This is a genomic window from Pseudomonas sivasensis (genome assembly GCF_052938085.1).
Map to the genome: position 1 here is coordinate 823,273 of NZ_CP176442.1, position 25,133 is coordinate 848,405.

20 protein-coding genes, 2 tRNA genes and 3 rRNA genes are annotated in these 25,133 nt (G+C 56.3%); 19 read left to right on the top strand and 6 right to left on the bottom strand.

Going from position 1 to position 25,133, the window contains the following annotated elements; all coding sequences use genetic code 11:
* Together gluQRS and dksA are read right to left on the bottom strand one after the other, a co-directional pair.
* The gene (gene gluQRS, locus ACKZ62_RS03925; protein ID WP_032884742.1) at positions 1-888 is read right to left on the bottom strand and encodes a tRNA glutamyl-Q(34) synthetase GluQRS; all 888 of its coding nucleotides are present in this window, start codon (positions 886-888) and stop codon (positions 1-3) included.
* An 83-nt stretch (positions 889-971) separates the two neighbouring features.
* Entirely contained in the window at positions 972-1,415 is a 444-nt protein-coding gene (gene dksA / locus ACKZ62_RS03930; protein WP_032884743.1) for an RNA polymerase-binding protein DksA, read from the bottom strand.
* Positions 1,416-1,733: 318 nt separating this feature from the next.
* Here dksA and ACKZ62_RS03935 point away from each other — a divergent pair, with 318 nt between their 5' ends.
* Positions 1,734-2,906, top strand: a complete 1,173-nt coding sequence (locus ACKZ62_RS03935) for a pyridoxal phosphate-dependent aminotransferase (protein ID WP_447096351.1) — start codon at positions 1,734-1,736, stop codon at positions 2,904-2,906.
* Positions 2,906-3,616 carry a DNA/RNA nuclease SfsA gene (gene sfsA / locus ACKZ62_RS03940; protein ID WP_095186258.1) on the top strand — a complete coding sequence of 237 codons (711 nt, stop codon included), beginning with the start codon at positions 2,906-2,908 and terminating at the stop codon, positions 3,614-3,616. Before ACKZ62_RS03935 ends, sfsA begins: the two co-directional genes overlap by 1 nt.
* Here the strand turns inward: sfsA and ACKZ62_RS03945 are convergent.
* On the bottom strand, positions 3,613-3,930 hold the full coding sequence (locus ACKZ62_RS03945; RefSeq protein ID WP_032884749.1) for a Rieske (2Fe-2S) protein: 318 nt from the start codon (positions 3,928-3,930) through the stop codon (positions 3,613-3,615). The genes sfsA and ACKZ62_RS03945 overlap by 4 nt on opposite strands.
* Before the next feature lie 155 nt (positions 3,931-4,085).
* Between ACKZ62_RS03945 and ACKZ62_RS03950 the strand changes: the two genes are divergently transcribed.
* From ACKZ62_RS03950 to ACKZ62_RS03960, 3 genes are read left to right on the top strand one after another with little or no spacing between them, the layout of a single operon-like run.
* Entirely contained in the window at positions 4,086-4,964 is an 879-nt protein-coding gene (locus ACKZ62_RS03950) for a heme/hemin ABC transporter substrate-binding protein (protein WP_095186259.1), read from the top strand.
* A gap of 50 nt (positions 4,965-5,014) precedes the next feature.
* Entirely contained in the window at positions 5,015-5,998 is a 984-nt protein-coding gene (locus ACKZ62_RS03955) for a FecCD family ABC transporter permease (RefSeq protein WP_163034915.1), read from the top strand.
* Positions 5,998-6,765: a heme ABC transporter ATP-binding protein gene (locus ACKZ62_RS03960; RefSeq protein ID WP_447096352.1), complete on the top strand. Its 768-nt coding sequence runs from the start codon at positions 5,998-6,000 to the stop codon at positions 6,763-6,765. The genes ACKZ62_RS03955 and ACKZ62_RS03960 overlap by 1 nt, the downstream gene beginning before the upstream one ends.
* 244 nt (positions 6,766-7,009) lie before the next feature.
* Here the strand turns inward: ACKZ62_RS03960 and ACKZ62_RS03965 are convergent, their stop codons facing one another.
* From ACKZ62_RS03965 to ACKZ62_RS03975, 3 genes are all read right to left on the bottom strand, one after another.
* Entirely contained in the window at positions 7,010-7,282 is a 273-nt protein-coding gene (locus ACKZ62_RS03965) for a TfoX/Sxy family protein (protein ID WP_032884753.1), read from the bottom strand.
* A gap of 202 nt (positions 7,283-7,484) precedes the next feature.
* Positions 7,485-7,829: a pentapeptide repeat-containing protein gene (locus ACKZ62_RS03970; protein ID WP_032884754.1), complete on the bottom strand. Its 345-nt coding sequence runs from the start codon at positions 7,827-7,829 to the stop codon at positions 7,485-7,487.
* 93 nt (positions 7,830-7,922) lie between these two features.
* Positions 7,923-9,479 carry a bifunctional aminoglycoside phosphotransferase/ATP-binding protein gene (locus ACKZ62_RS03975; protein ID WP_286819925.1) on the bottom strand — a complete coding sequence of 519 codons (1,557 nt, stop codon included), beginning with the start codon at positions 9,477-9,479 and terminating at the stop codon, positions 7,923-7,925.
* A 118-nt stretch (positions 9,480-9,597) separates the two neighbouring features.
* Here ACKZ62_RS03975 and mrcB point away from each other — a divergent pair, with 118 nt between their 5' ends.
* The 14 genes from mrcB (at position 9,598) to rrf (ending at position 25,129) form a co-directional block, all read left to right on the top strand.
* Positions 9,598-11,922: a penicillin-binding protein 1B gene (gene mrcB / locus ACKZ62_RS03980; protein WP_032884756.1), complete on the top strand. Its 2,325-nt coding sequence runs from the start codon at positions 9,598-9,600 to the stop codon at positions 11,920-11,922.
* Between the two features lie 16 nt (positions 11,923-11,938).
* On the top strand, positions 11,939-12,673 hold the full coding sequence (locus ACKZ62_RS03985) for a tetratricopeptide repeat protein (protein ID WP_122765320.1): 735 nt from the start codon (positions 11,939-11,941) through the stop codon (positions 12,671-12,673).
* The gene (locus ACKZ62_RS03990; RefSeq protein WP_032884758.1) at positions 12,673-13,002 is read left to right on the top strand and encodes a YqcC family protein; all 330 of its coding nucleotides are present in this window, start codon (positions 12,673-12,675) and stop codon (positions 13,000-13,002) included. The genes ACKZ62_RS03985 and ACKZ62_RS03990 overlap by 1 nt, the downstream gene beginning before the upstream one ends.
* Positions 13,003-13,433: 431 nt before the next feature.
* The gene (locus ACKZ62_RS03995; RefSeq protein WP_095186270.1) at positions 13,434-15,158 is read left to right on the top strand and encodes an acetolactate synthase 3 large subunit; all 1,725 of its coding nucleotides are present in this window, start codon (positions 13,434-13,436) and stop codon (positions 15,156-15,158) included.
* Between the two features lie 2 nt (positions 15,159-15,160).
* Complete coding sequence (ilvN, locus tag ACKZ62_RS04000) at positions 15,161-15,652, top strand: acetolactate synthase small subunit (RefSeq protein WP_003176102.1); 492 nt, start codon at positions 15,161-15,163, stop codon at positions 15,650-15,652.
* Between the two features lie 47 nt (positions 15,653-15,699).
* Complete coding sequence (gene ilvC / locus ACKZ62_RS04005) at positions 15,700-16,716, top strand: ketol-acid reductoisomerase (RefSeq protein WP_003194132.1); 1,017 nt, start codon at positions 15,700-15,702, stop codon at positions 16,714-16,716.
* A gap of 143 nt (positions 16,717-16,859) precedes the next feature.
* Positions 16,860-17,717 (top strand): CDP-diacylglycerol--serine O-phosphatidyltransferase, encoded by an 858-nt coding sequence (pssA, locus tag ACKZ62_RS04010; protein WP_032884759.1) that lies wholly within the window; start codon positions 16,860-16,862, stop codon positions 17,715-17,717.
* Between the two features lie 63 nt (positions 17,718-17,780).
* A complete protein-coding gene (gene msrP, locus ACKZ62_RS04015) occupies positions 17,781-18,794 on the top strand; it encodes a protein-methionine-sulfoxide reductase catalytic subunit MsrP (protein ID WP_447096353.1) in 1,014 nt (337 codons plus the stop codon).
* A complete protein-coding gene (gene msrQ / locus ACKZ62_RS04020) occupies positions 18,794-19,414 on the top strand; it encodes a protein-methionine-sulfoxide reductase heme-binding subunit MsrQ (protein WP_032884763.1) in 621 nt (206 codons plus the stop codon). The genes msrP and msrQ overlap by 1 nt, the downstream gene beginning before the upstream one ends.
* A 488-nt stretch (positions 19,415-19,902) precedes the next feature.
* Positions 19,903-21,439, top strand: a 16S ribosomal RNA gene (locus ACKZ62_RS04025).
* An 83-nt stretch (positions 21,440-21,522) separates the two neighbouring features.
* A tRNA-Ile gene (locus ACKZ62_RS04030) sits at positions 21,523-21,599 on the top strand.
* Between the two features lie 30 nt (positions 21,600-21,629).
* Positions 21,630-21,705, top strand: a tRNA-Ala gene (locus ACKZ62_RS04035).
* Positions 21,706-21,952: 247 nt separating this feature from the next.
* Positions 21,953-24,844, top strand: a 23S ribosomal RNA gene (locus tag ACKZ62_RS04040).
* A 169-nt stretch (positions 24,845-25,013) separates the two neighbouring features.
* Positions 25,014-25,129, top strand: a 5S ribosomal RNA gene (gene rrf / locus ACKZ62_RS04045).
* The 16S, 23S and 5S rRNA genes sit together here with 2 tRNA genes alongside, the layout of an rRNA operon.
* The last annotated feature ends 4 nt before the right edge of the window (positions 25,130-25,133 follow it).

The following is a 25,133-nucleotide window of genomic DNA, read 5'->3' on the forward strand; positions in this document are numbered from 1 at the left end:
TCAGTTCAATTGCGCTTCGGCCAGGGTGAGTGTGCGTGGGATCTGTGTGGCATCCCAGTGCCGAATGCCCCAATCCAGCAGTTCCCTAGGGCTGGCGTGAAGCAATTCGCTGCCGGGTTGTTGGCCAAGGGCGCGTAGTGCTCTCAATAGCAAAGGTGTGGCCTGGTCGGGCGTCAACGGCGGCGAACGGTAAGACTTACCCAGTTTGTTACCGTCCGGCTGGATGATCAGGGGCACGTGCAGGTAGCGCGGTTGGCGTAGGCCCAGCAGTTCTTGCAGATACAGTTGGCGCGGGGTGGAGTCGAGCAAATCGGCACCCCGCACGATATCGGTAACACCTTGCCAGGCGTCATCCAGGACCACGGCCAGTTGATAGGCATAAAGGCCGTCGCGGCGTCGGATGACGAAATCGCCTGCTTCGCGCCCCAGGTGTTGTCGGAACTCACCCTGCACACGGTCAGTAAAGTGGTACGAAAGCTCAGGTACACGTAAGCGGATGGCTGCATCTTGCTGCTCGTGACCGGCGTTGCGGCACAAGCCTGGGTAAATCCCATTGTAGGGTTCCAGTTGCTTGCGTGAGCAGGTGCAGGCGTAGGCCAGGCCGTGGTTGAACATGTCGTTCAGCACTTTGGCGTAGGCCTCGTGCCGCTCGCTTTGTCGGACCAGTTCGCCGTCCCACTCAAAGCCATAGCTTTCCAGGGCATGCAGGATCGCCGCCTGTGCACCGGGCTCTTCGCGGGGTGGGTCGAGGTCTTCCATGCGCATCAGCCAGCGGCCGTGGTTGGCGCGGGCATCAAGGTAGGAGGCGAGGGCGGCGACCAGGGAGCCGAAGTGCAAATGGCCGCTGGGCGTGGGGGCGAATCGCCCGATATAGGTAGAGGCTGTCATGGGCCGGATACTACTGGAAAATCGGTAAACGCCAGAAACAAAAATGGAGCGTTTACACGCTCCATTCGTTCAGCTCGACAGGGTTACTTGCCGACCTGTTTTTCCTTGATTTCAGCCAAGGTCTTGCAGTCTACGCACAGGTCCGCGGTTGGGCGGGCTTCCAGGCGGCGAATACCGATCTCGACCCCGCAGTTTTCGCACCAGCCGTACTCTTCGTCTTTGATCAGTTGCAGTGTCTTGTCGATCTTCTTGATCAACTTGCGCTCGCGATCACGGGCGCGCAGTTCAAGGGCGAACTCTTCTTCCTGGCTGGCACGGTCGGCCGGGTCAGGGAAGTTGGCTGCTTCGTCCTTCATATGGTCAACGGTACGGTCGACCTCCTGCATCAAGTCCTGTTTCCACTTGCTCAGGATCTTGGTGAAGTGCTCGCGCATGGGCTCGCCCATGTACTCCTCACCTTTCTTCTCTACGTAAGGTTCGAAGCCATTGAGGCCTTGAGTCTGCTGTTGCTTTGCTTGGGTGGACATGAATAGACCGCCTCTCACTCTTCTAATCCATTGCGCAGGATTGCAACGTCACCGACACCTGCCGGCCCTGCGGCTGCAAGCGGGCGAACTTACCAGATAGATTCGGGGTGCGCCACTCCCGGTTGTCGAGCCTGTCGCGTCGGGGTTGCAAACTGCAGAGGCCCGTCGTGGCTGGGTATGTTTCGGCTCGAATGTTGATTTTAGTCGTTTTGCGCGCGCTTGCCCGCACCGCACAGGTGGCCGGGCAGGCAATAGAACATGTTTTACCGCGCGGGTTCGGTAGAATCCCGATTTTATCCTCACCGTTAAGGAAGGCTAATGGCTCAGCCCTACAGTGCGCGCAGTCGCGCCATCGAACCTTTTCATGTCATGGCGTTGCTGGCGCGGGCCAATGAGCTGCAGGCCGCCGGCAATGACGTGATTCACCTGGAAATTGGCGAGCCCGATTTCACAACGGCGGAGCCGATCATCCAGGCCGGTCAGGCGGCGCTCGCCAATGGCAAGACTCGCTATACCGCAGCCCGAGGCCTGCCAGAATTGCGTGAAGCCATCAGCGGTTTCTACCAGCAGCGCTACGGGTTGAATGTAGATCCCGAGCGTATTCTGATCACTCCAGGAGGTTCTGGCGCGTTGTTGCTGGCCAGCAGCCTGCTGGTGGACCCAGGCAAGCATTGGCTGCTGGCAGACCCGGGTTATCCCTGTAACCGACACTTCCTGCGCTTGGTGGAAGGCGCCGCGCAACTGGTGCCGGTAGGCCCTGAAGTGCGTTATCAACTGACCGCTGACCTAGTGGCCAGATACTGGGATCAAGACAGCGTGGGCGCGTTGGTTGCCTCCCCTGCAAATCCCACCGGCACGATCCTCTCGCGCGATGAATTAGCCGGGCTTTCCGAAGCAATCAAGGCGCGTAACGGCCATTTGGTGGTGGATGAGATCTATCACGGCCTAACCTACGGCACTGATGCCGCCAGCGTGCTGGAGGTCGATGATGACGCCTTCGTTCTGAATAGTTTTTCGAAGTATTTCGGCATGACCGGCTGGCGGCTGGGTTGGCTCGTGGCGCCGCCGGCTGCAGTGAGTGAATTGGAGAAGCTGGCGCAAAACCTTTATATCAGTGCGCCGAGCATGGCCCAATATGCGGCGCTCGCCTGTTTTACCCCGCAAACACTGAGCATTCTGGAGGAGCGTCGTGCCGAGTTTGGCCGTCGTCGCGACTTCCTGCTGCCCGCCTTACGCGAATTGGGCTTTGGCATTGCCGTCGAGCCGGAAGGGGCGTTCTATTTGTACGCCGATATCAGCGCATTCGGCGGTGATGCCTTCGCGTTTTGCCGGCACTTTCTCGAAACCGAGCATGTTGCGGTTACGCCCGGCTTGGATTTTGGTCGCTATCAAGCGGGCCATCATGTGCGTTTTGCCTACACGCAAAACCTCGATCGGTTACAGGAAGCGGTGGAACGCATCGCCCGTGGCTTGCGGAGCTGGCAAGGCTGATGCGCTTTTATCCTCCCCTCGAAGAAGGTCGACTGATTCGCCGATACAAGCGTTTTCTCACCGATATCGAAACTGTTACCGGCGAGTTGTTGACTATTCACTGCCCAAACACCGGTTCCATGCTCAATTGCATGGTGGAAGGCGGGCAAGTTTGGTTCAGTCGCTCCAACGACCCCAAGCGTAAGCTGCCCGGCACCTGGGAAATTGCCGAAACGCCTCAGGGCCGTTTGGCGTGCGTGAACACGGCGCGCGCCAATCAGTTGGTCGAAGAGGCGTTACTGGCTGGTGTGATCACGGAGCTCAATGGCTTTACCGCACTGAAGCGCGAAGTGCCTTACGGTCAGGAGAAAAGCCGTATCGACTTTCGGCTGGAGTATCCAGAGGGTGCGGCCTATGTCGAAGTCAAAAGCGTCACCCTAGGCTTTGATAACACCCGGGTTGCCGCCTTCCCCGACGCAGTGACCCAGCGTGGCGCCAAGCATCTGCGGGAGCTGGCCCACTTGGCACGCGAAGGTGTGCGAGCGGTGCAGTTGTACTGCGTCAACCTCTCCGGGATTGACGCCGTGCGCCCAGCTTTGGAAATCGATGCCGTCTATGGCGCTGCCTTGCGTGAGGCTAAAGCTGCTGGAGTGGAAGTATTGGCATACGGCGTGCGCGTGACGTCCGAGGAAATTTGCGTGGATCGCCGGTTGGACGTGCTGCTCGACTAGAGCTCTACCCACAGGCCCTGTTCGTCTTCGCGGCCGCGCAGGGCTTGGAGGCTTTTACCGGAGCACGGCCCGGCAATGCACTCACCGCTTTCGATCAGGAACAGAGCGCCGTGGGTGGCGCATTGGATCAGGCTGGCGCTCTCGTCGAGGAACTTATCGGGTTGCCATTCAAGCGGTATGCCGCGATGAGGGCAGCGGTTGATATAGAAGTAGGCAATGCCGTCCCGGCGTACCGCGAATAATTTGCAACCATCGATTTCAAAACCGAGGCTGCTGTCTGGCGCGAGGCTAGAGGAGGGGCAGAGAAACTTCATTTCAATCCTTAAGTGCCTTGACGTTCAAATGCAAACAATTATCAAATGCCGGTTCGCCCGTTAGCTGACTGGGTGCTCAGTTCGATGCATGGCAGGGGGTAACTGTCACATCAATGAGTGCCCTAAAGGCCCCGCCTTAGGAAGGAAACCCTGTTATGCGCCTGAGTGCCAGCGCTATTGCGCTTGTTGTCGGATTGCTGGTCAACCCTGGGGCGCACGCCTCTGAACTGCCACAGCGTTGGGTGAGTGCCGGTGGGGCGCTGTCGGAGTGGGTGGCGGCTCTGGGCGGTGAGCCGAAGTTGGTCGGCGTGGATACCACGAGCCAGCATCCAGAGTCTCTAAAAGCGTTGCCAAGTATTGGCTATCAGCGGCAATTGTCGTCCGAAGGCATTCTCAGCCTGCGCCCGCAGGTGCTGGTAGGCACTGAAGAGATGGGCCCGCCGCCGGTACTGGCGCAGATTCGCAGCGCGGGGGTTCGGGTTGAAATGTTCTCGGCGCAGCCGGATTTACCGACCTTGAAAGGCAATCTTCAGCACTTGGGCAAGTTGCTGGGTGATGAGGCTAAAGCCGACGAATTGTTTACCCGGTACGAGAATGCCCTCAGTCAGCAGAAAAGTTGGGTCGCGAAGGCCCAGGCCTCCCAAAAGACCCCTGGTGTCTTGCTACTGATCGGTCACGCCGGCGGCAAGCCGCTGATCGCAGGCAAGGACACGGCCGGAGATTGGATGGTGCAGCAGGCGGGCGGTAAGAACCTGGCCACGCACACCGGTTACAAGCCGTTTTCGGTGGAGTCGTTGGCAGGGTTGAGCCCGGATGTACTGGTATTCGCTGACCGTGCTCTCACAGGTGATGCGGCCCGTGCGGCGCTGTTCAAAGAGAATCCTATCCTGGCGTCGACGCCAGCCGCCAAGAGTGGACGTGTATTTGAGCTGGACCCGACATTGTTGGTGGGAGGGCTCGGGCCGCGCCTGCCGCAAAGCCTGGTGAAGTTGTCCGCCGGGTTATATCCGGCCCAGGCTAAACCAGCCCTATGACCACGCTGGTTAAGCCAAAAACGCTGTTTATCGGGCTGACGCTGTTGTGTGTGTTGGCGATCTGGCTTTCGTTGGCGTTGGGGCCGGTGAGCCTGCCGTTACTCGACACGCTTAAGGCGGCCTTGCGTTTGGTCGGCGTGCCAATTGAAGCGCAGGGCTTGGAGCAGGCCGAGCTTATCCTTGGGCAGATTCGTTTGCCGCGTACCTTGCTGGGCCTGGCGGTGGGCGGCGTATTGGCATTGTCGGGCGTCGCCATGCAAGGGCTGTTTCGCAACCCGTTGGCCGATCCGGGACTGGTGGGGGTGTCGAGTGGTGCGGCGCTAGGGGCCGCCGTCGCCATCGTCGGTGGTGCGTTTTTTGGTGGTTTGCCGGATGCATTCGGGCCGTATCTCCTGTCGCTGTGCGCATTTCTTGGCGGGTTGGGCGTGACCGCGCTGGTCTATCGACTGGGGCGGCGTAATGGTCAGACCAATGTGGCGACGATGCTGCTCGCCGGTATTGCCCTCACTGCGCTGGCGGGTTCGGCGGTGGGCCTTTTTACTTATTTGGCTGACGACGCCACCCTGCGCACCCTGGCGTTCTGGAACCTGGGCAGTCTCAACGGCGCGAGCTATTCCCGGCTGTGGCCGTTGTTGATGGTCAGCGCGGGTGTGGCGCTGTGGTTACCGCGCCGGGCGAAGGCACTGAATGCGCTGCTGCTCGGTGAGTCCGAGGCCAGTCACCTGGGTATTGATGTCGAAGCACTCAAGCGCGAGTTGGTGTTCTGCACCGCATTAGGTGTCGGCGCGGCGGTCGCGGCAGCCGGAATGATTGGTTTTGTGGGGCTGGTGGTGCCGCATCTGGTCAGATTGCTCGCTGGGCCTGATCACCGCGTGTTACTTCCGGCTTCAATTTTGGCGGGCGCGAGTCTGCTGCTGTTAGCTGACTTGGTCGCACGGCTGGCTTTGGCGCCCGCGGAGTTGCCGATTGGGATTGTGACGGCGTTCATTGGTGCGCCGTTTTTTCTTTACCTGTTGTTACGGGGGCGTGCCTGATGCTGCGTGTTGAAAACCTGCAGATCAGCCGCGGTCGAAAAACCGTGTTGGCGGATGTCACTTTGGACTTGCTGCCAGGCGAAGTGCTCGGCGTGCTGGGCCCCAATGGCGCCGGCAAAAGCACGTTGCTGGGGGCGTTGTGCGGTGAGTTGCATCCCGATCACGGCAAGGTCTGGCTGGGGCAGCAGGCGCTGAGAGACTGGAGCGGATCGCAGCGCGCCCAGCGACTGGCGGTGTTGCCACAAACCTCGACCCTGGACTTTGCATTCCGCGTAGAGGAGGTCGTCGGGATGGGGCGTCTGCCCTATCAGACCGGACGCATGCGGGATGACGAAATCATCGATGCAGCCTTGCAAGCAGCAGATGTTGCGCACTTGAGCGGTCGCAGCTACCTGGCGTTATCCGGTGGCGAGCGCCAGCGCGTGCACTTGGCGCGGGTGCTGGCGCAGCTATGGCCGGGGGAGGAGGGGCAGACGTTGCTGCTGGATGAGCCTACGTCAATGTTGGATCCCCTGCACCAGCACACGACTTTGCAAACTATTCGGACTTTCGCAGATCGGGGCGCGGCGGTGCTGGTGATCCTCCATGATCTGAATCTGGCGGCGCGCTACTGTGATCGTATTCTGCTGCTTGACGGGGGGCGCCCCCATGCTCTGGACACGCCCGTGCGGGTGCTGCGTCCAGAACCGCTTAAAGCCGTGTTTGGTTTGGATGTGCTGGTACAGCCACACCCGGAGCGCGGGCATCCGCTGATCATTGCGCGTTAAAGTCTGCTTTCTTACAGACAAAAAAAGACCCGGCAAGAGCCGGGTCAAATAACCGTGATTAGCCTGATGAGGAGATAATCTGAGAGTCCGAACCAATGGTCTTTCAGTTATCGGCTGATCTCGCGACCAGTTGTGATAATCATAACGATTCTCATTTGAGAGTCAACAATTGTTTTTACGTGACCATCCGCTTTCCTTAAACAGATGTTCGAAACCTACGTAAATATTGAGTGTTTTGGTCGATCTAATTCTTCTGGCGCGTTGAGATTGCATCCAGTTGCCGGTTCAACGCTTCCTTACGCTCAACGGGGATGTCGTTCCAGTGCACATCCATCAGCGCCCCTTCGATGGCATACAGCAAAACTTTCGATGCGCGGAAGCCGCGAGTCCTTACAGCTCGATACGCATCGACCGCGCCCAAGCGCCGCAAGTCGGACGCGCTGTGGATGCCCACCGCATGCAGCCACTGCGCTGACGTCTTGCCAAGGTTTTTCAGGTGTTGCAGCTCATCGTTCATCAAGCCTCCTTGCGACGGCCGAATGGTGCGGTGGGTATTCGTGACCAGGCAAGCCTGAACAGGAGTGTAGCGTTCAGTAGGAAAAGCGTGGTTCTTTGGTCCGAAACGGCCAAAAAGCTTATAAGAATGGCGCGGGGATTTTGACGGTGAGCAGGCGTGAGCCGCCCGCTACACGTTGCGCGTAGCGGGCTTGAGGCGTGTGTTACTTGGTACGGTAGCGCAGACGCGTGCCGAAATTGACCGACATGAGAATTTCGTCGGCGGTCAACTCAGGCGGAAAGTAAGTGCCCGAAATCTGCGCATGGGCCAGGCTGGCGCCCTCCAGCGAGCAGTCGCGCAAATCCAACCCGCGCAAGTCGGTGGAGCGGAAATACGCGTCGGTAAAATCTACGCCGGTGACATTCAACTCGCGTAAGTCAAGCCCACGGAAGTCGCCTCCGCGCATGTCGATAGCGCCGTCTTTCGGACGCTCCTGGTTGAAACCGCGAACATCATCTTTATGCAGGAGCGAGTAGAGCGGGGTATCAAGAAGCTTGGGCTGACTCATGACAACGAACTCCTGTTGGATTTATGGCGCCATTATAGTGCCACTATTGCTCGGCCGTGCGCCCAAGTAGACGACACGACCAAGAAATTTTTCTTACAGGCCTGGCAAGCGCTGGCGAATTTGCGCGACCACCGCGTCGAGAGTCCCGCTTTGATTGGTCTCGACGCGTTTGCTCAGCAACAGTTCTTCAGCTGTGAGGGGGTCACGGTTGGCCTGCTGTGCTTCGATAACGGACAGAGTAGCGTCGGACGGATCGTTTTTGTCTGCCTGACGTTGTGCCAGCCAACTGCTGATAACGGCCTGTGGTGCGTTGCAGTCCAGAATAAGGAAGGGCGCACCGGTGGCTTCGGCAACCTTGGCGGCGGCTTCACGTTGTTCGCGTTTCAGGAAGGTGGCATCCAGTACCACCGGGAAGCCGGCGCGCAGCACGGTATCTGCGAGGTCGTTCAAACGAGCGTAGGTTGCTGTGCTGGCGTCTGCTGCATAGATACCGGCCTGCAGCGTGTTTTCCACTTGCTGCTCGCCGAACAGGCGTTTGCGTTCCACGTCCGACCGCAGGCGCACGGCACCGAGCGCTTCCACGAGGCGCATGGATACGTGGCTTTTGCCCACAGCCGAGACGCCGTGGGTAATCGCCAGGAACCGTGAGGGAATAGTGCTGTAGCTTTCTGCCAGGTTCGCGTAGTTGCGGTACTGGCGCAGAGTGGTGGCGCGTTGTACCGGGCTTGCTTCGCTTGGCATGCTGAACAACGACACCTTGGCGCGTACCAGGGCGCGGTAGGCTTTATAGAAGTTCAGCACTTCAAGGCCCTGATAGTCGCCGGTCAGTTCCAGGTATTGGCTGATGAAGCGGCGGGCCAGGGACTTGAGTCCGCGGTCTTCCAGGTCCATTGCCAGGAAGCCGGTGTCGGCATACACGTCGGTGAAGCGAAACGGTTCGTTAAACTCGATGCAGTCGAAAATCACCACTTGGCCGTCAATCAAGGTGGCGTTACCGAGGTGGATATCACCGTGGCATTCGCGGGTGAAACCGTCGAGCTTGCGCTGTGCCAGCAGTGGCTTGAGGCGTTCGAAGCTGCTTTCGGCCCAGGCTTGCAAGGCTTCGAGTTGAACCAGGTCTGCCTTATCGCTTAGGAACGGACGGATCTGGTCGAAGTTCTGCCGTACAGGTGCCATCACTTCGTCAGGAGTGCCAGCCGGATGCGTTTGCGGGACTTTCGGTGCCGTGAGATGGAAGTGTGCAATTTGCTTGGCCATTTCATCAATGTGCGCTGCAGTCAGTTCGCCATTGGCTTGCAGGGTACTGAGCAGTTGGCTTTGCGGGAACTGGCGCATCTTGAGTGCGTATTCGATCACCGGGCCGTCGCCGCCCAATTGAGGCGCTTCGGCAGTGCCGGTAATCGGCAACACGTCCAGATACAAATCGTTCGTCAGACGCTGATTCAGACGCAGTTCTTCGTTGCAGAAGTGTTTGCGCTTTTCCAGGTCGGTGAAGTCCAGAAACCCGAAATTCATCGGCTTTTTCAGTTTATAGGCGTAAGGGCCGGTCAATACGACCCATGAAATATGGGTCTCGATGACTTGGAACGCTTCAACCGGATGAGGGTACAAAGCCGGGTTTTGCAGGGCGGCGATCAGTGACTGGCTCACGGGCGATCCTTCAGAGTCTGGGGGAAATCATGGCGCGCATTATGGCTGCTACGGACGGTCGTGCAAACCGCTGTCCGGCTCATGTTGATCATCAATAAAGTGCGTATAATCCGCCGCCATGACTCGAACCCGATCTCCCCGTTCCCGTAAAAAACCTCCTTCCCGCGGCCTGCGCCCTTGGCTTGGCTGGGCGCTCAAGCTCGGCCTCGTAGGCCTTGTGGTACTCGCCGGCTTCGCCGTGTACCTCGACGCTGTGGTCCAGGAGAAGTTCTCCGGCAAGCGCTGGACCATTCCTGCAAAGGTGTACGCGCGCCCGCTGGAATTGTTCAGCGGCCAGAAGCTGAGCAAGGATGACTTCCTTACCGAGCTCGATGCCCTCGGCTACCGCCGCGAACCCGTGAGCAACGGCCCGGGTGCGGCCGCTGTCAGCGGAAACACTGTCGACCTGAATACCCGTGGCTTCCAGTTCTATGAAGGCCTGGAAAAAGCCCAGCCGGTCCGCGTGCGCTTTTCCGGTGATTACGTCGCCGAGTTGTCCTCCCTCAACGGCTCGAAATTGCCGGTGGTACGTCTTGAACCGTTGATGATCGGCGGGATTTACCCGAAAAACCTTGAAGATCGCATCCTGATCAAGCTTGATCAGGTGCCTCCGTACCTTCTGGAAACTCTGGTTGCGGTAGAGGATCGCGATTTTTATAGCCACTGGGGTGTTTCGCCGAAGTCGATTGCCCGTGCGGTTTGGGTGAACACGTCCGGCGGCAAGATGACCCAGGGCGGCAGTACGCTGACTCAGCAGCTGGTGAAGAACTTCTACCTCACCAACGAGCGCAGTCTGACCCGAAAGCTCACCGAAGCGATGATGGCTATGCTGCTTGAGCTTCACTACAGCAAGCAGGAAATCCTTGAGGCATACCTCAACGAGGTCTTCGTCGGGCAGGATGGCCAGCGCGCGGTACATGGCTTCGGTCTGGCCAGCCAGTTCTTCTTCGGTCAGCCGCTGTCTGAGTTGAAGCTGCATCAAGTGGCCTTGTTGGTGGGGATGGTCAAGGGGCCTTCCTACTACAACCCGCGTCGCAATCCTGAGCGTGCGCTTGAGCGCCGTAACTTGGTGCTGGATGTGCTTGAGCAGCAAGGCGTGGCCACGGCTGAACAGGTGGCCGCAGCGAAGAAAATGCCGCTGGGTGTGACAACTCGCGGCAAGTTGGCGGACAGTTCATTCCCAGGCTTTATCGATCTGGTTAAACGTCAACTGCGTGAAGACTACCGCGACGAGGACTTGACCGAAGAAGGTTTGCGAATTTTCACCAGTTTTGACCCGATTTTGCAGATGAAGGCTGAAGCGTCAGTCAGCGATACCTTCAAGCGTCTGACGGGTCGTAAGGGCTCCGACGAAGTAGAAGCCGCAATGGTGGTCACCAATCCGGAAACCGGTGAAGTCCAAGCCATGATCGGCAGTCGCCAGGCGAGTTTTGCCGGATTCAATCGTGCTTTGGATGCGGTGCGGCCGATTGGTTCGCTGGTCAAGCCTGCGGTCTACCTCACTGCGTTGGAAAAACCGAGCAAGTACACCCTGACGAGCTGGCTGTCGGATGATCCGCTGTCGGTCAAAGGCGGGGACGGCCAGGTGTGGACCCCACAGAACTTCGATCGCCGTTCCCACGGCACGGTGTTCCTGTATCAAGGCTTGGCGCACTCCTACAACATCTCTACATCTCGGCTTGGCCTGGAAGTCGGCGTGCCGAATGTCCTCAAGACGCTGGCTCGACTGGGCATCACCCGCGAATTCCCGTCGTTCCCATCGATCCTGTTGGGCGCCGGCGCCATGACGCCGATGGAAGTCGCGACCATGTACCAGACCCTCGCCAACGGTGGCTTCAACACTCCGATGCGCGGGATCCGCAGTGTACTGACGGCTGAGGGTGAGCCGCTCAAGCGCTACCCGTTCCAGATCCAGCAGCGCTTTGACGCTGGCTCTATCTACCTGATACAGAACGCCATGCAGCGCGTGATGCGTGAAGGTACCGGTAGCTCGGTCTATAAGGTGCTTCCGTCCAACCTGACGCTGGCGGGCAAGACCGGTACCAGTAACGATTCGCGCGATAGCTGGTTTGCAGGTTTCGGTCAGGATGTACTGGCCGTGGTGTGGCTCGGTCGAGACGACAACGGTAAGACGCCTTTTACCGGTGCTACCGGTGCGTTGCAGGTCTGGACCAGTTTTATGCGCAAGGCCGACCCGTTGCCATTGAATATGCCGCAGCCGGATAACATCGTGCAGGCCTGGATTGATCCGCATACCGGCCAGGGTTCCGACGCTAACTGTCCGGGCGCAGTACAGATGCCGTATATTCGCGGCAGCGAGCCACCACCCGGTGCTGCGTGCGGCGGCGGTGCCCCTGCGGACGCGGAATCGGTGATGGATTGGGTCAAGGGCTGGATGAATTAAGCAAAGAGGGTTTCAAGTGAACAAGTGGTGTATTCCAGCGATTACAGCTCTGGCTTTGCTCAGCGGTTGCTCCAGCGTGCAGCGCGGCTCCATTCCCGTGGTGGATTCGAGCACTGCCGTCTCCAATAGCGACCGGATCTCGGCCAATGGCGGTTTCCGCCAGACCGTGACCAACCGTCCGGCGCAGGCCAAGCCTCAGGCCGTGCCGCAAGATTCGGGTGTGGTGGTGATGGTGCCGGGCGGCGGCGCCGCTACGTCCGCACCGATCAGTGCCGAGCCATGGACTCCAGGGCCAAGCACCTCCGGACCGATTGAGTCCGCGCCGATTCAGACCGCGCCGATCAATCAGGGCACTTACAACATGCCGTCGACGCCGAGTGGCATTCCATCTTCCTCCAGTGGCGGCGGCCTTTCGGCTGACGAGCAACTGGACGGTCCGGTGCTGGCCTTGCTGACTACGGCGCAGCAACAACAGGCCGGTGGCGACCTGAACGGCGCTTCATCGAGCCTTGAGCGGGCGCAGCGAGTTGCACCTCGTGAACCGCAAGTACTGTATCGCCTGGCACAGGTACGCATGGCCCAAGGCGATGCGCCTCAGGCCGAACAGTTCGCCCGTCGTGGCCTCACGCTGGCCAACGGTCGTCCCGATCTGCAGGCCAGTCTTTGGGCGTTAATCGGAGATGCGCGCGCCGCACAAGGTGATGCCGCTGGCGCTGCTCAGGCCCGGCAGAAAGCCAAGGTCAGCCTCTGATGGATGTACGGTTTCCCGCGATTGCCGAACAGTTATTGCTGATTGAGCGCGAACTGCGCATACAAGGCTGGTGGGATGAGGTGTCCCCCAGCATCGAGGCGCTCAGCAGTGTTGAGCCGTTTTCGGTGGATACCCTGGACTTTCACCAGTGGCTGCAATGGATTTTCCTGACGCGCATGAAGCAGATCCTCGAACAGGACCTGCCACTGCCCAATGCGTCAGGGATTCTGGAGATGGCCGAGATGGTGTACGCCGATCGGCCGCGCGAGAGCCTCGGTTTACGCAATGCGCTGAAAAAGTTCGATCAATTGATCGTCGACGCTCGTTAATTGCCTGACTGCCGGTTTTTTCGGCAGTCTTGCGCATATTTCTACCGCTTGACGACATTCAGGCGAGTTTTATCCCTCCTCAAAGCCCTTTCTTCTACGTTCTCATGCGCTTAGTTGGAAAAAAGCGCAATTATTGCTTGACTTGAACGGCCTGAAACAGAAGAATCCAAAGTCCGCTGTATCGGGACTGCCAGAAGCAGGCCCGCTCAGCAGATCATGAGGCGCACATCCGCGCCGACCTGTTACACCCGCAACGCGTTACCTCGCGCTGGGTGGGAAAAGCCCGCAACACTTGGGACGATCCCAATACTTGCTCAGTCAGTGCTGACGTAGTCGGCGACCACCGTCGCTCATGCTCTGTTGAGAAGTAAACCTATTAAGACCCGTCGGTTTTCAACGGACGGTATTCTGGCGTTTTAGAGGTGAACAACGTGGAGCTTTTATCTGGCGGTGAGATGCTCGTCCGCTTTTTGCGTGACGAAGGCGTCGACTATATCTACGGGTACCCAGGTGGTGCTCTGTTGCATGTTTACGACGCACTGTTCAAGGAGCCGGCTGTTACCCACATCCTGGTTCGCCACGAACAAGCCGCGACCCATATGGCTGACGGTTACGCCCGTGCCACCGGTAAAGCCGGCGTGGTGCTGGTAACGTCCGGCCCAGGCGCAACGAATGCCATTACCGGCATTGCGACTGCTTATATGGACTCCATCCCGATGGTGATCATTTCTGGCCAGGTGCCAAGCACCATGGTCGGTACCGATGCATTCCAGGAAACCGACATGATCGGTATCTCCCGGCCGATCGTGAAACACAGCTTCATGATCAAGCATGCGTCGGAAATCCCGGAAGTCATGAAAAAGGCGTTCTACCTCGCGCAGTCCGGTCGCCCGGGCCCTGTCGTGGTCGATATCCCGAAAGACATGACCAACCCCGCTGAGAAATTCGAATACGTCTTCCCGAAGAAAGCCAAGCTGCGCTCCTACAGTCCGGCCGTTCGTGGGCACTCGGGGCAAATTCGCAAGGCGGCAGAAATGCTCCTGGCAGCCAAGCGCCCTGTGTTGTATTCGGGTGGCGGTGTGATCCTCGGCGGGGGCTCCGCCCCATTGACCGAGTTGGCCAAGTTGCTCAACCTGCCGGTCACCAACACCCTGATGGGCCTCGGCGCCTTTCCGGGTACGGACCGTCAGTTCGTCGGCATGCTCGGCATGCACGGCAGCTACACCGCCAACCTGACCATGCACCACGCCGACGTGATCCTGGCTGTGGGTGCGCGTTTTGATGATCGTGTGATCAACGGCGCGAGCAAATTCTGCCCGAACGCGAAGATCATCCACATCGATATCGATCCAGCGTCCATCTCCAAGACCATCAAGGCCGACGTGCCAATTGTAGGTCCTGTGGAAAGTGTGCTGACCGAAATGGTCGCTGCGCTTAAGGACATCGGTGAGACGCCGAACAAGGAATCCGTCGCCAGCTGGTGGAAGCAGATCGACGAATGGCGCGGTGACCGCGGCCTGTTCCCTTACGACAAGGGCGACGGCAGCATCATCAAGCCTCAAACCGTGATCGAGACCCTGTGCGAAGTGACCAAGGGCGACGCCTTTGTGACCTCCGACGTGGGTCAGCACCAGATGTTCGCCGCGCAATACTACAAGTTCGACAAGCCTAACCGCTGGATCAACTCCGGTGGTCTGGGCACGATGGGCTTTGGTTTTCCTGCGGCCATGGGTGTGAAGCTGAGCTTCCCGGACAGCGACGTCGCGTGCGTTACCGGTGAAGGCAGCATCCAGATGAACATTCAGGAACTGTCGACGTGCCTGCAGTACGGTCTTCCGGTGAAGATCGTCTGCCTGAACAACGGCGTGCTGGGTATGGTTCGTCAATGGCAGGACATGAGCTACGGCAGCCGTCACTCTCATTCCTATATGGAATCGCTTCCGGATTTCATCAAGTTGGTTGAGGCCTATGGCCACGTCGGCATTCGCATCACCGATCTGAAAGATCTGAAGCCGAAGATGGAAGAGGCGTTCGCCATGAAGGACCGCCTGGTGTTCCTCGATATTCAAGTGGATACCAGCGAGCACGTTTATCCGATGCAGATCAAAGACGGCTCTATGCGCGACATGTGGCTGAACAAGACGGAGCGTACTTAATCATGCGGCACATTATCTCCCTGCTTCTGGAGAACGAACCCGGCGCTCTGTCTCGTGTTGTCGGCCTGTTTTCGCAACGCAACTACAACATCGAAAGCCTGACCGTGGCTCCGACCGAAGACCCGACTCTGTCGCGCCTGACGTTGACCACCGTGGGCCACGATGAGGTGATCGAGCAGATCACCAAGAACCTCAACAAGCTGATCGAAGTGGTCAAGCTGGTCGACCTGTCGGAAAGTGCCCACATCGAGCGCGAGCTGATGCTGGTAAAGGTCAAGGCTACGGGTGCCCAACGTGCCGAAATCAAGCGGACTACCGACATCTATCGCGGGCAGATCGTCGATGTGAGCGCCAGCGTTTATACCGTGCAACTGACCGGTACAAGCGACAAGTTGGACAGCTTCATCCAGTCGATCGGGACGGCCTCGATTCTGGAAACGGTACGCAGTGGTGTCACCGGGATTGCCCGTGGCGACAAAGTACTCAGCATCTAACCCAAATTAGTGAATGGCCTTACGGCCTGGATATATAGAGGAACCTCATGAAAGTTTATTACGATAAAGATTGTGACCTGTCGATCATCCAGGGCAAGAAAGTCGCCATCATCGGCTACGGCTCCCAGGGTCACGCGCAAGCTTGCAACCTGAAAGACTCCGGCGTTGACGTGACTGTTGGTCTGCGTAAAGGCTCGGCCACCGTTGCCAAGGCGGAAGCTCATGGCCTGAAAGTGACTGACGTTGCTTCCGCTGTTGCTGCTGCTGACCTGGTCATGATCCTGACCCCGGACGAGTTCCAGTCCTCGTTGTACAAAAACGAAATCGAGCCGAACATCAAGAAAGGCGCCACCCTGGCCTTCTCCCACGGCTTTGCGATTCACTACAACCAGGTTGTGCCACGCGCAGACCTGGACGTGATCATGATCGCGCCAAAAGCGCCAGGTCACACCGTACGCTCCGAGTTCGTCAAAGGCGGTGGTATCCCTGACCTGATCGCGATCTATCAGGACGCATCCGGCAATGCCAAAAACGTTGCACTGTCCTACGCTGCTGGCGTCGGTGGTGGTCGTACCGGCATCATCGAAACCACCTTCAAGGACGAGACCGAAACCGACCTGTTCGGCGAGCAAGCCGTTCTGTGCGGCGGTACCGTTGAGCTGGTAAAAGCCGGTTTCGAAACCCTGGTTGAAGCTGGCTACGCGCCGGAAATGGCCTACTTCGAATGCCTGCACGAACTGAAGCTGATCGTTGACCTCATGTATGAAGGCGGTATCGCCAACATGAACTACTCGATCTCCAACAACGCCGAATACGGCGAGTACGTGACTGGCCCAGAAGTGATCAACGCCGAGTCCCGCCAAGCTATGCGCAACGCCCTGAAACGTATTCAGGACGGCGAATACGCCAAAATGTTCATCAGTGAAGGCGCTACCGGCTACCCTTCGATGACCGCCAAGCGTCGTAACAACGCTGCTCACGGTATCGAAGTCATCGGCGAGCAACTGCGTTCCATGATGCCGTGGATCGGTGCCAACAAGATCGTCGACAAAGCTAAAAACTAAGTCGTACGCATCAAGAGAAAACGCGGCTTAGGCCGCGTTTTTTCGTTTGGGGGCGGGTTCTGGTATAAAGCTGCATCGTTTGCGAGCGAACACTCGCCGCAAGTATTGGTCGAATTTTTTCACACCGTTGCAAGGTAAAGTCCATGAGCGAACGTCCCGAAGAGCCTAACCAGGCTCCTGACGCCGAAAGCCTGCTACCGATCGATGAGCATGTCGAAGAAGGGCATGACGCTGAAGGCCGCAAGGTCCGGCATCGTGGCATCTATTTGCTGCCCAATCTGTTCACTACGGCAAACTTGTTTGCCGGTTTCTATTCCATTATCAACTCCATGAGTGCCCAAAGTGCGCTGGCGGCGGGTGATGCGGCGAGTGCCAGCAAGTACTTCGGTTTTGCGGCCATTGCCATTTTCGTGGCCATGGTACTCGACGGTTTGGATGGTCGTGTTGCACGTATGACCAATACCCAAAGTGCTTTCGGTGCCGAGTACGATTCGCTGTCTGACATGGTTGCATTTGGGGTCGCGCCGGCGCTGTTGGCATTTGCTTGGGCGTTGGGTGACATGGGGAAGGTTGGCTGGATGGTTGCCTTCATCTATGTCGCGGGCGCCGCTTTGCGTCTGGCGCGCTTCAACACTCAGGTGGGTACTGCTGATAAACGTTACTTCATCGGGTTGGCCAGTCCGGCAGCGGCGGGTGTCGTGGCGGGTATCGTCTGGGCATTCAGTGATTACGGCATCCAGGGCTCGAAAATGTCTTTCCTGGTGGCGTTAATGGTTGCCGCTGCCGGAATGCTGATGGTCAGCAACATCAAGTACAACAGCTTCAAGGAGCTTGATCTCAAAGGGCGAGTACCTTTCGTGGCAATCCTGGCAGTGGTGCTGGTGTTTGCGGTGGTCTTCAGTGATCCGCCTCGGATTTTGCTATTGGCCTTCTTGGTCTACGCCGCTTCTGGGCCAGTTCAGTACTTGCTACATATGCGCCGGGACAAAACGTTGCCTTAATGTAATTTCCCCCATACTCCGCAGTCTATTGGTGCATCAGTCCTCCAATGCTGCGGAGTTGCCATGTTAATCAAATTGCCTAAAGCGTCCGATTGCCATGAATCGGATGTCACTCCTGAATCCTTCTATTTTTCTCGCCGTAGCTTGATCGGTGGTGCGCTTGCGGGCATTGCTGCCAGCGGCCTGCCGCGTTGGGCCAGTGCAGATGACGCTGCGCGATATGCCGATGTTGAGCCGGGGAAGGCGCCGGGCTGGTTTGCTGGCAAGCTGCCTGCTACTAAATGGCAGGCTGTGACGGTTGAAGGTGAGGCTATCACCCCGTTCAAGGACGCAACCCACTACAACAACTTCTATGAATTCGGCACTGACAAAGGGGATCCGGCGAACAACGCGGGTTCACTCAAGACCGAACCTTGGAGTGTCGTGATTGATGGTGAGGTTGCCAAGCCGGGGCGTTATGCCTTGGAGGACTTCATGAAGCCCTATCAGTTGGAAGAGCGGATCTACCGGTTGCGCTGCGTCGAGGCTTGGTCGATGGTCATTCCATGGATGGGCTTTCCGATCTCCGCGTTGCTCCAGCAGGTTGGGCCAACCTCCAAGGCCAAATACATCCGCTTTGAAACACTCCAGGATTCCAAGAGCATGCCGGGGCAGCGTTCGAGTTTTGGCTTGATCGATTGGCCTTATGTTGAAGGTTTGCGCCTAGATGAGGCGATGAATCCTTTAGCGATTCTTGCCGTTGGGATGTATGGGCGCGAGTTGCCCAATCAGAACGGCGCGCCGTTACGTCTCGTCGTGCCTTGGAAGTACGGTTTCAAGAGTGTGAAGTCGATCGTGCGGATCAGCCTTGTGAGTGAGCAGCCGAAAACCACGTGGCAGAGTATTGCGGCGGATGAGTATGGGTTCTATGCCAATGTGAACCCTACAGTGGACCATCCGCGTTGGACTCAGGCGCGTGAGCGTCGTCTGCCAAGTGGTTTGTTCAGTCCGAATGTACGTGAAACGCAGATGTTCAATGGTTACTCGGATGAGGTTGCTTCTTTATATGCCGGTCTCGACCTGCGGAAGAACTACTAATGCGCTACCCCATCTGGCGCATCGGCGTTTTTATAGTCGCGGCAGTGTGGCCTTTGTTATGGCTATATGAGGCGTGGAGTTTTGTTCTTGGACCAGATCCAGGAAAGGTGCTGGTTGATCGACTGGGGTTGGGCACTTTGATCCTGCTGTTGATCACGCTGGGGATGACCCCGCTGCAAAAGTTGAGCGGCTGGGCGGGGTGGATAGCGGTGCGCCGACAGCTAGGGTTGTGGTGCTTTGCTTATGTGGTACTGCATCTGGCGGCCTATTGTGTGTTTGTTCTGGGTCTGGATTGGTCTCAGCTTGGGGTCGAGCTACGTAAGCGGCCTTATATTATTGTGGGTACGTTAGGGTTCTTGTCGTTGCTGGTGTTGGCGGTGACGTCTAATCGCTATAGCCAACGTCGACTGGGCAGTCGTTGGAAGAAGCTGCATCGCCTGGTATATGTGATTCTTGGGCTCGGACTGCTGCATATGTTGTGGATCGTGCGAGCTGATCTAAAGGAGTGGGTAATCTATGCATCTGTAGGTGCGCTGCTGCTGGTGTTGCGTTTACCACCGGTGATGCGCCGAATCCCACGGCTTATTGCGAAAAAAGCACCTTCTGCAACAAAAGCGTAATTAACGCTTGACCGCAGATTCTGGGAGCCTATAATTCGCCCCACTTCCGGCGCAGTCGAAACGGAAAACTCCTTGGTAAACAATGAGTTACGAAGTTTTCGGCAGTAGGTTGCTTCGGTTCATCGAAGCCAAAAGGAAGTTGAAAAAGAGGTGTTGACAGCAGCGTGTAACGCTGTAGAATTCGCCTCCCGCTGATGAGAGATCAGAAGCGCAAGTGGTTGAAGTTGTTGAAGAAATCTTCGAAAGCTTCTGAAAATAATCACTTGACAGCAAATGAGGCTGCTGTAGAATGCGCGCCTCGGTTGAGACGAAAGATCTTAACCAACCGCTCTTTAACAACTGAATCAAGCAATTCGTGTGGGTGCTTGTGGAGTCAGACTGATAGTCAACAAGATTATCAGCATCACAAGTTACTCCGCGAGAAATCAAAGATGTAACCAACGATTGCTGAGCCAAGTTTAGGGTTTCTTAAAAACCCAAAGATGTTTGAACTGAAGAGTTTGATCATGGCTCAGATTGAACGCTGGCGGCAGGCCTAACACATGCAAGTCGAGCGGTAGAGAGAAGCTTGCTTCTCTTGAGAGCGGCGGACGGGTGAGTAATGCCTAGGAATCTGCCTGGTAGTGGGGGATAACGTTCGGAAACGGACGCTAATACCGCATACGTCCTACGGGAGAAAGCAGGGGACCTTCGGGCCTTGCGCTATCAGATGAGCCTAGGTCGGATTAGCTAGTTGGTGAGGTAATGGCTCACCAAGGCGACGATCCGTAACTGGTCTGAGAGGATGATCAGTCACACTGGAACTGAGACACGGTCCAGACTCCTACGGGAGGCAGCAGTGGGGAATATTGGACAATGGGCGAAAGCCTGATCCAGCCATGCCGCGTGTGTGAAGAAGGTCTTCGGATTGTAAAGCACTTTAAGTTGGGAGGAAGGGCAGTTACCTAATACGTGATTGTTTTGACGTTACCGACAGAATAAGCACCGGCTAACTCTGTGCCAGCAGCCGCGGTAATACAGAGGGTGCAAGCGTTAATCGGAATTACTGGGCGTAAAGCGCGCGTAGGTGGTTTGTTAAGTTGGATGTGAAATCCCCGGGCTCAACCTGGGAACTGCATTCAAAACTGACTGACTAGAGTATGGTAGAGGGTGGTGGAATTTCCTGTGTAGCGGTGAAATGCGTAGATATAGGAAGGAACACCAGTGGCGAAGGCGACCACCTGGACTGATACTGACACTGAGGTGCGAAAGCGTGGGGAGCAAACAGGATTAGATACCCTGGTAGTCCACGCCGTAAACGATGTCAACTAGCCGTTGGGAGCCTTGAGCTCTTAGTGGCGCAGCTAACGCATTAAGTTGACCGCCTGGGGAGTACGGCCGCAAGGTTAAAACTCAAATGAATTGACGGGGGCCCGCACAAGCGGTGGAGCATGTGGTTTAATTCGAAGCAACGCGAAGAACCTTACCAGGCCTTGACATCCAATGAACTTTCTAGAGATAGATTGGTGCCTTCGGGAACATTGAGACAGGTGCTGCATGGCTGTCGTCAGCTCGTGTCGTGAGATGTTGGGTTAAGTCCCGTAACGAGCGCAACCCTTGTCCTTAGTTACCAGCACGTAGTGGTGGGCACTCTAAGGAGACTGCCGGTGACAAACCGGAGGAAGGTGGGGATGACGTCAAGTCATCATGGCCCTTACGGCCTGGGCTACACACGTGCTACAATGGTCGGTACAGAGGGTTGCCAAGCCGCGAGGTGGAGCTAATCCCATAAAACCGATCGTAGTCCGGATCGCAGTCTGCAACTCGACTGCGTGAAGTCGGAATCGCTAGTAATCGCGAATCAGAATGTCGCGGTGAATACGTTCCCGGGCCTTGTACACACCGCCCGTCACACCATGGGAGTGGGTTGCACCAGAAGTAGCTAGTCTAACCTTCGGGAGGACGGTTACCACGGTGTGATTCATGACTGGGGTGAAGTCGTAACAAGGTAGCCGTAGGGGAACCTGCGGCTGGATCACCTCCTTAATCGACGACATCAGCTGCTCCATAAGTTCCCACACGAATTGCTTGATTCATTGAAGAAGACGATAAAGAAGCAGCCCGAAATTGGGTCTGTAGCTCAGTTGGTTAGAGCGCACCCCTGATAAGGGTGAGGTCGGCAGTTCGAATCTGCCCAGACCCACCAATTTTGTGTGGGAAACGCCTGTAGAAATACGGGGCCATAGCTCAGCTGGGAGAGCGCCTGCCTTGCACGCAGGAGGTCAACGGTTCGATCCCGTTTGGCTCCACCACTACTGCTTCTGTTTGTTGAAAGCTTAGAAATGAGCATTCCATTGTTATGATGGTGAATGTTGATTTCTAGTCTTTGATTAGATCGTTCTTTAAAAATTTGGGTATGTGATAGAAAGATAGACTGAACGTTACTTTCACTGGTAACGGATCAGGCTAAGGTAAAATTTGTGAGTGGCTCGAAAGAGCCAAATCGAATTTTCGGCGAATGTTGTCTTCACAGTATAACCAGATTGCTTGGGGTTATATGGTCAAGTGAAGAAGCGCATACGGTGGATGCCTTGGCAGTCAGAGGCGATGAAAGACGTGGTAGCCTGCGAAAAGCTTCGGGGAGTCGGCAAACAGACTTTGATCCGGAGATGTCTGAATGGGGGAACCCAGCCATCATAAGATGGTTATCTTACGCTGAATACATAGGCGTAAGAGGCGAACCAGGGGAACTGAAACATCTAAGTACCCTGAGGAAAAGAAATCAACCGAGATTCCCTTAGTAGTGGCGAGCGAACGGGGACTAGCCCTTAAGTGGCTTTGAGATTAGCGGAACGCTCTGGAAAGTGCGGCCATAGTGGGTGATAGCCCTGTACGCGAAAATCTCTTAGTCATGAAATCGAGTAGGACGGAGCACGAGAAACTTTGTCTGAATATGGGGGGACCATCCTCCAAGGCTAAATACTACTGACTGACCGATAGTGAACTAGTACCGTGAGGGAAAGGCGAAAAGAACCCCGGAGAGGGGAGTGAAATAGATCCTGAAACCGTATGCGTACAAGCAGTGGGAGCCCACTTTGTTGGGTGACTGCGTACCTTTTGTATAATGGGTCAGCGACTTATTTTCAGTGGCGAGCTTAACCGAATAGGGGAGGCGTAGCGAAAGCGAGTCTTAATAGGGCGTCTAGTCGCTGGGAATAGACCCGAAACCGGGCGATCTATCCATGGGCAGGTTGAAGGTTGGGTAACACTAACTGGAGGACCGAACCGACTACCGTTGAAAAGTTAGCGGATGACCTGTGGATCGGAGTGAAAGGCTAATCAAGCTCGGAGATAGCTGGTTCTCCTCGAAAGCTATTTAGGTAGCGCCTCATGTATCACTGTAGGGGGTAGAGCACTGTTTCGGCTAGGGGGTCATCCCGACTTACCAAACCGATGCAAACTCCGAATACCTACAAGTGCCGAGCATGGGAGACACACGGCGGGTGCTAACGTCCGTCGTGAAAAGGGAAACAACCCAGACCGTCAGCTAAGGTCCCAAAGTTATGGTTAAGTGGGAAACGATGTGGGAAGGCTTAGACAGCTAGGAGGTTGGCTTAGAAGCAGCCACCCTTTAAAGAAAGCGTAATAGCTCACTAGTCGAGTCGGCCTGCGCGGAAGATGTAACGGGGCTCAAACCATACACCGAAGCTACGGGTATCACGTAAGTGATGCGGTAGAGGAGCGTTCTGTAAGCCTGTGAAGGTGAGTTGAGAAGCTTGCTGGAGGTATCAGAAGTGCGAATGCTGACATGAGTAACGACAATGGGTGTGAAAAACACCCACGCCGAAAGACCAAGGTTTCCTGCGCAACGTTAATCGACGCAGGGTTAGTCGGTCCCTAAGGCGAGGCTGAAAAGCGTAGTCGATGGAAAACAGGTTAATATTCCTGTACTTCTGGTTATTGCGATGGAGGGACGGAGAAGGCTAGGCCAGCTTGGCGTTGGTTGTCCAAGTTTAAGGTGGTAGGCTGAGATCTTAGGTAAATCCGGGATCTTAAGGCCGAGAGCTGATGACGAGTTAACTTTTAGTTAACGAAGTGGTTGATGCCATGCTTCCAAGAAAAGCTTCTAAGCTTCAGGTAACCAGGAACCGTACCCCAAACCGACACAGGTGGTTGGGTAGAGAATACCAAGGCGCTTGAGAGAACTCGGGTGAAGGAACTAGGCAAAATGGCACCGTAACTTCGGGAGAAGGTGCGCCGGTGAGGGTGAAGGACTTGCTCCGTAAGCTCATGCCGGTCGAAGATACCAGGCCGCTGCGACTGTTTATTAAAAACACAGCACTCTGCAAACACGAAAGTGGACGTATAGGGTGTGACGCCTGCCCGGTGCCGGAAGGTTAATTGATGGGGTTAGCTAACGCGAAGCTCTTGATCGAAGCCCCGGTAAACGGCGGCCGTAACTATAACGGTCCTAAGGTAGCGAAATTCCTTGTCGGGTAAGTTCCGACCTGCACGAATGGCGTAACGATGGCGGCGCTGTCTCCACCCGAGACTCAGTGAAATTGAAATCGCTGTGAAGATGCAGTGTATCCGCGGCTAGACGGAAAGACCCCGTGAACCTTTACTATAGCTTTGCACTGGACTTTGAATTTGCTTGTGTAGGATAGGTGGGAGGCTTTGAAGCGTGGACGCCAGTCTGCGTGGAGCCAACCTTGAAATACCACCCTGGCAACTTTGAGGTTCTAACTCAGGTCCGTTATCCGGATCGAGGACAGTGTATGGTGGGTAGTTTGACTGGGGCGGTCTCCTCCTAAAGAGTAACGGAGGAGTACGAAGGTGCGCTCAGACCGGTCGGAAATCGGTCGTAGAGTATAAAGGCAAAAGCGCGCTTGACTGCGAGACAGACACGTCGAGCAGGTACGAAAGTAGGTCTTAGTGATCCGGTGGTTCTGTATGGAAGGGCCATCGCTCAACGGATAAAAGGTACTCCGGGGATAACAGGCTGATACCGCCCAAGAGTTCATATCGACGGCGGTGTTTGGCACCTCGATGTCGGCTCATCACATCCTGGGGCTGAAGCCGGTCCCAAGGGTATGGCTGTTCGCCATTTAAAGTGGTACGCGAGCTGGGTTTAGAACGTCGTGAGACAGTTCGGTCCCTATCTGCCGTGGACGTTTGAGATTTGAGAGGGGCTGCTCCTAGTACGAGAGGACCGGAGTGGACGAACCTCTGGTGTTCCGGTTGTCACGCCAGTGGCATTGCCGGGTAGCTATGTTCGGAATAGATAACCGCTGAAAGCATCTAAGCGGGAAACTAGCCTCAAGATGAGATCTCACTGGAACCTTGAGTTCCCTGAAGGGCCGTCGAAGACTACGACGTTGATAGGTTGGGTGTGTAAGCGCTGTGAGGCGTTGAGCTAACCAATACTAATTGCCCGTGAGGCTTGACCATATAACACCCAAGCAATTTGCTTGCTTCGAGCTGAAAAGCGAAAGAGCACCAGATTGCGGTGTGTGAAGACGAAATGAACCGAAAGTTCGACTCTTGCAAACACCGAAAGCTATCACATACCCAATTTGCTGAAGCGAGGCCAACTGGTCACGACTCAGTACCCGAATTTCTTGACGACCATAGAGCATTGGAACCACCTGATCCCATCCCGAACTCAGTAGTGAAACGATGCATCGCCGATGGTAGTGTGGGGTTTCCCCATGTGAGAGTAGGTCATCGTCAAGATTAA

Coding starts and splice junctions, on each gene's coding strand:
- ilvN (WP_003176102.1), top strand. CDS start 15,161: ATGCGGCACATTATCTCCCTGCTTCTGGAGAACGAACCCGGCGCTCTG.
- msrQ (WP_032884763.1), top strand. CDS start 18,794: ATGCGCTACCCCATCTGGCGCATCGGCGTTTTTATAGTCGCGGCAGTG.
- ACKZ62_RS03935 (WP_447096351.1), top strand. CDS start 1,734: ATGGCTCAGCCCTACAGTGCGCGCAGTCGCGCCATCGAACCTTTTCAT.
- ACKZ62_RS03990 (WP_032884758.1), top strand. CDS start 12,673: ATGGATGTACGGTTTCCCGCGATTGCCGAACAGTTATTGCTGATTGAG.
- pssA (WP_032884759.1), top strand. CDS start 16,860: ATGAGCGAACGTCCCGAAGAGCCTAACCAGGCTCCTGACGCCGAAAGC.
- ACKZ62_RS03945 (WP_032884749.1), bottom strand. CDS start 3,930: ATGAAGTTTCTCTGCCCCTCCTCTAGCCTCGCGCCAGACAGCAGCCTC.
- ACKZ62_RS03965 (WP_032884753.1), bottom strand. CDS start 7,282: ATGAACGATGAGCTGCAACACCTGAAAAACCTTGGCAAGACGTCAGCG.
- ACKZ62_RS03970 (WP_032884754.1), bottom strand. CDS start 7,829: ATGAGTCAGCCCAAGCTTCTTGATACCCCGCTCTACTCGCTCCTGCAT.
- msrP (WP_447096353.1), top strand. CDS start 17,781: ATGTTAATCAAATTGCCTAAAGCGTCCGATTGCCATGAATCGGATGTC.
- ACKZ62_RS03960 (WP_447096352.1), top strand. CDS start 5,998: ATGCTGCGTGTTGAAAACCTGCAGATCAGCCGCGGTCGAAAAACCGTG.
- dksA (WP_032884743.1), bottom strand. CDS start 1,415: ATGTCCACCCAAGCAAAGCAACAGCAGACTCAAGGCCTCAATGGCTTC.
- gluQRS (WP_032884742.1), bottom strand. CDS start 888: ATGACAGCCTCTACCTATATCGGGCGATTCGCCCCCACGCCCAGCGGC.
- mrcB (WP_032884756.1), top strand. CDS start 9,598: ATGACTCGAACCCGATCTCCCCGTTCCCGTAAAAAACCTCCTTCCCGC.
- sfsA (WP_095186258.1), top strand. CDS start 2,906: ATGCGCTTTTATCCTCCCCTCGAAGAAGGTCGACTGATTCGCCGATAC.
- ACKZ62_RS03950 (WP_095186259.1), top strand. CDS start 4,086: ATGCGCCTGAGTGCCAGCGCTATTGCGCTTGTTGTCGGATTGCTGGTC.
- ilvC (WP_003194132.1), top strand. CDS start 15,700: ATGAAAGTTTATTACGATAAAGATTGTGACCTGTCGATCATCCAGGGC.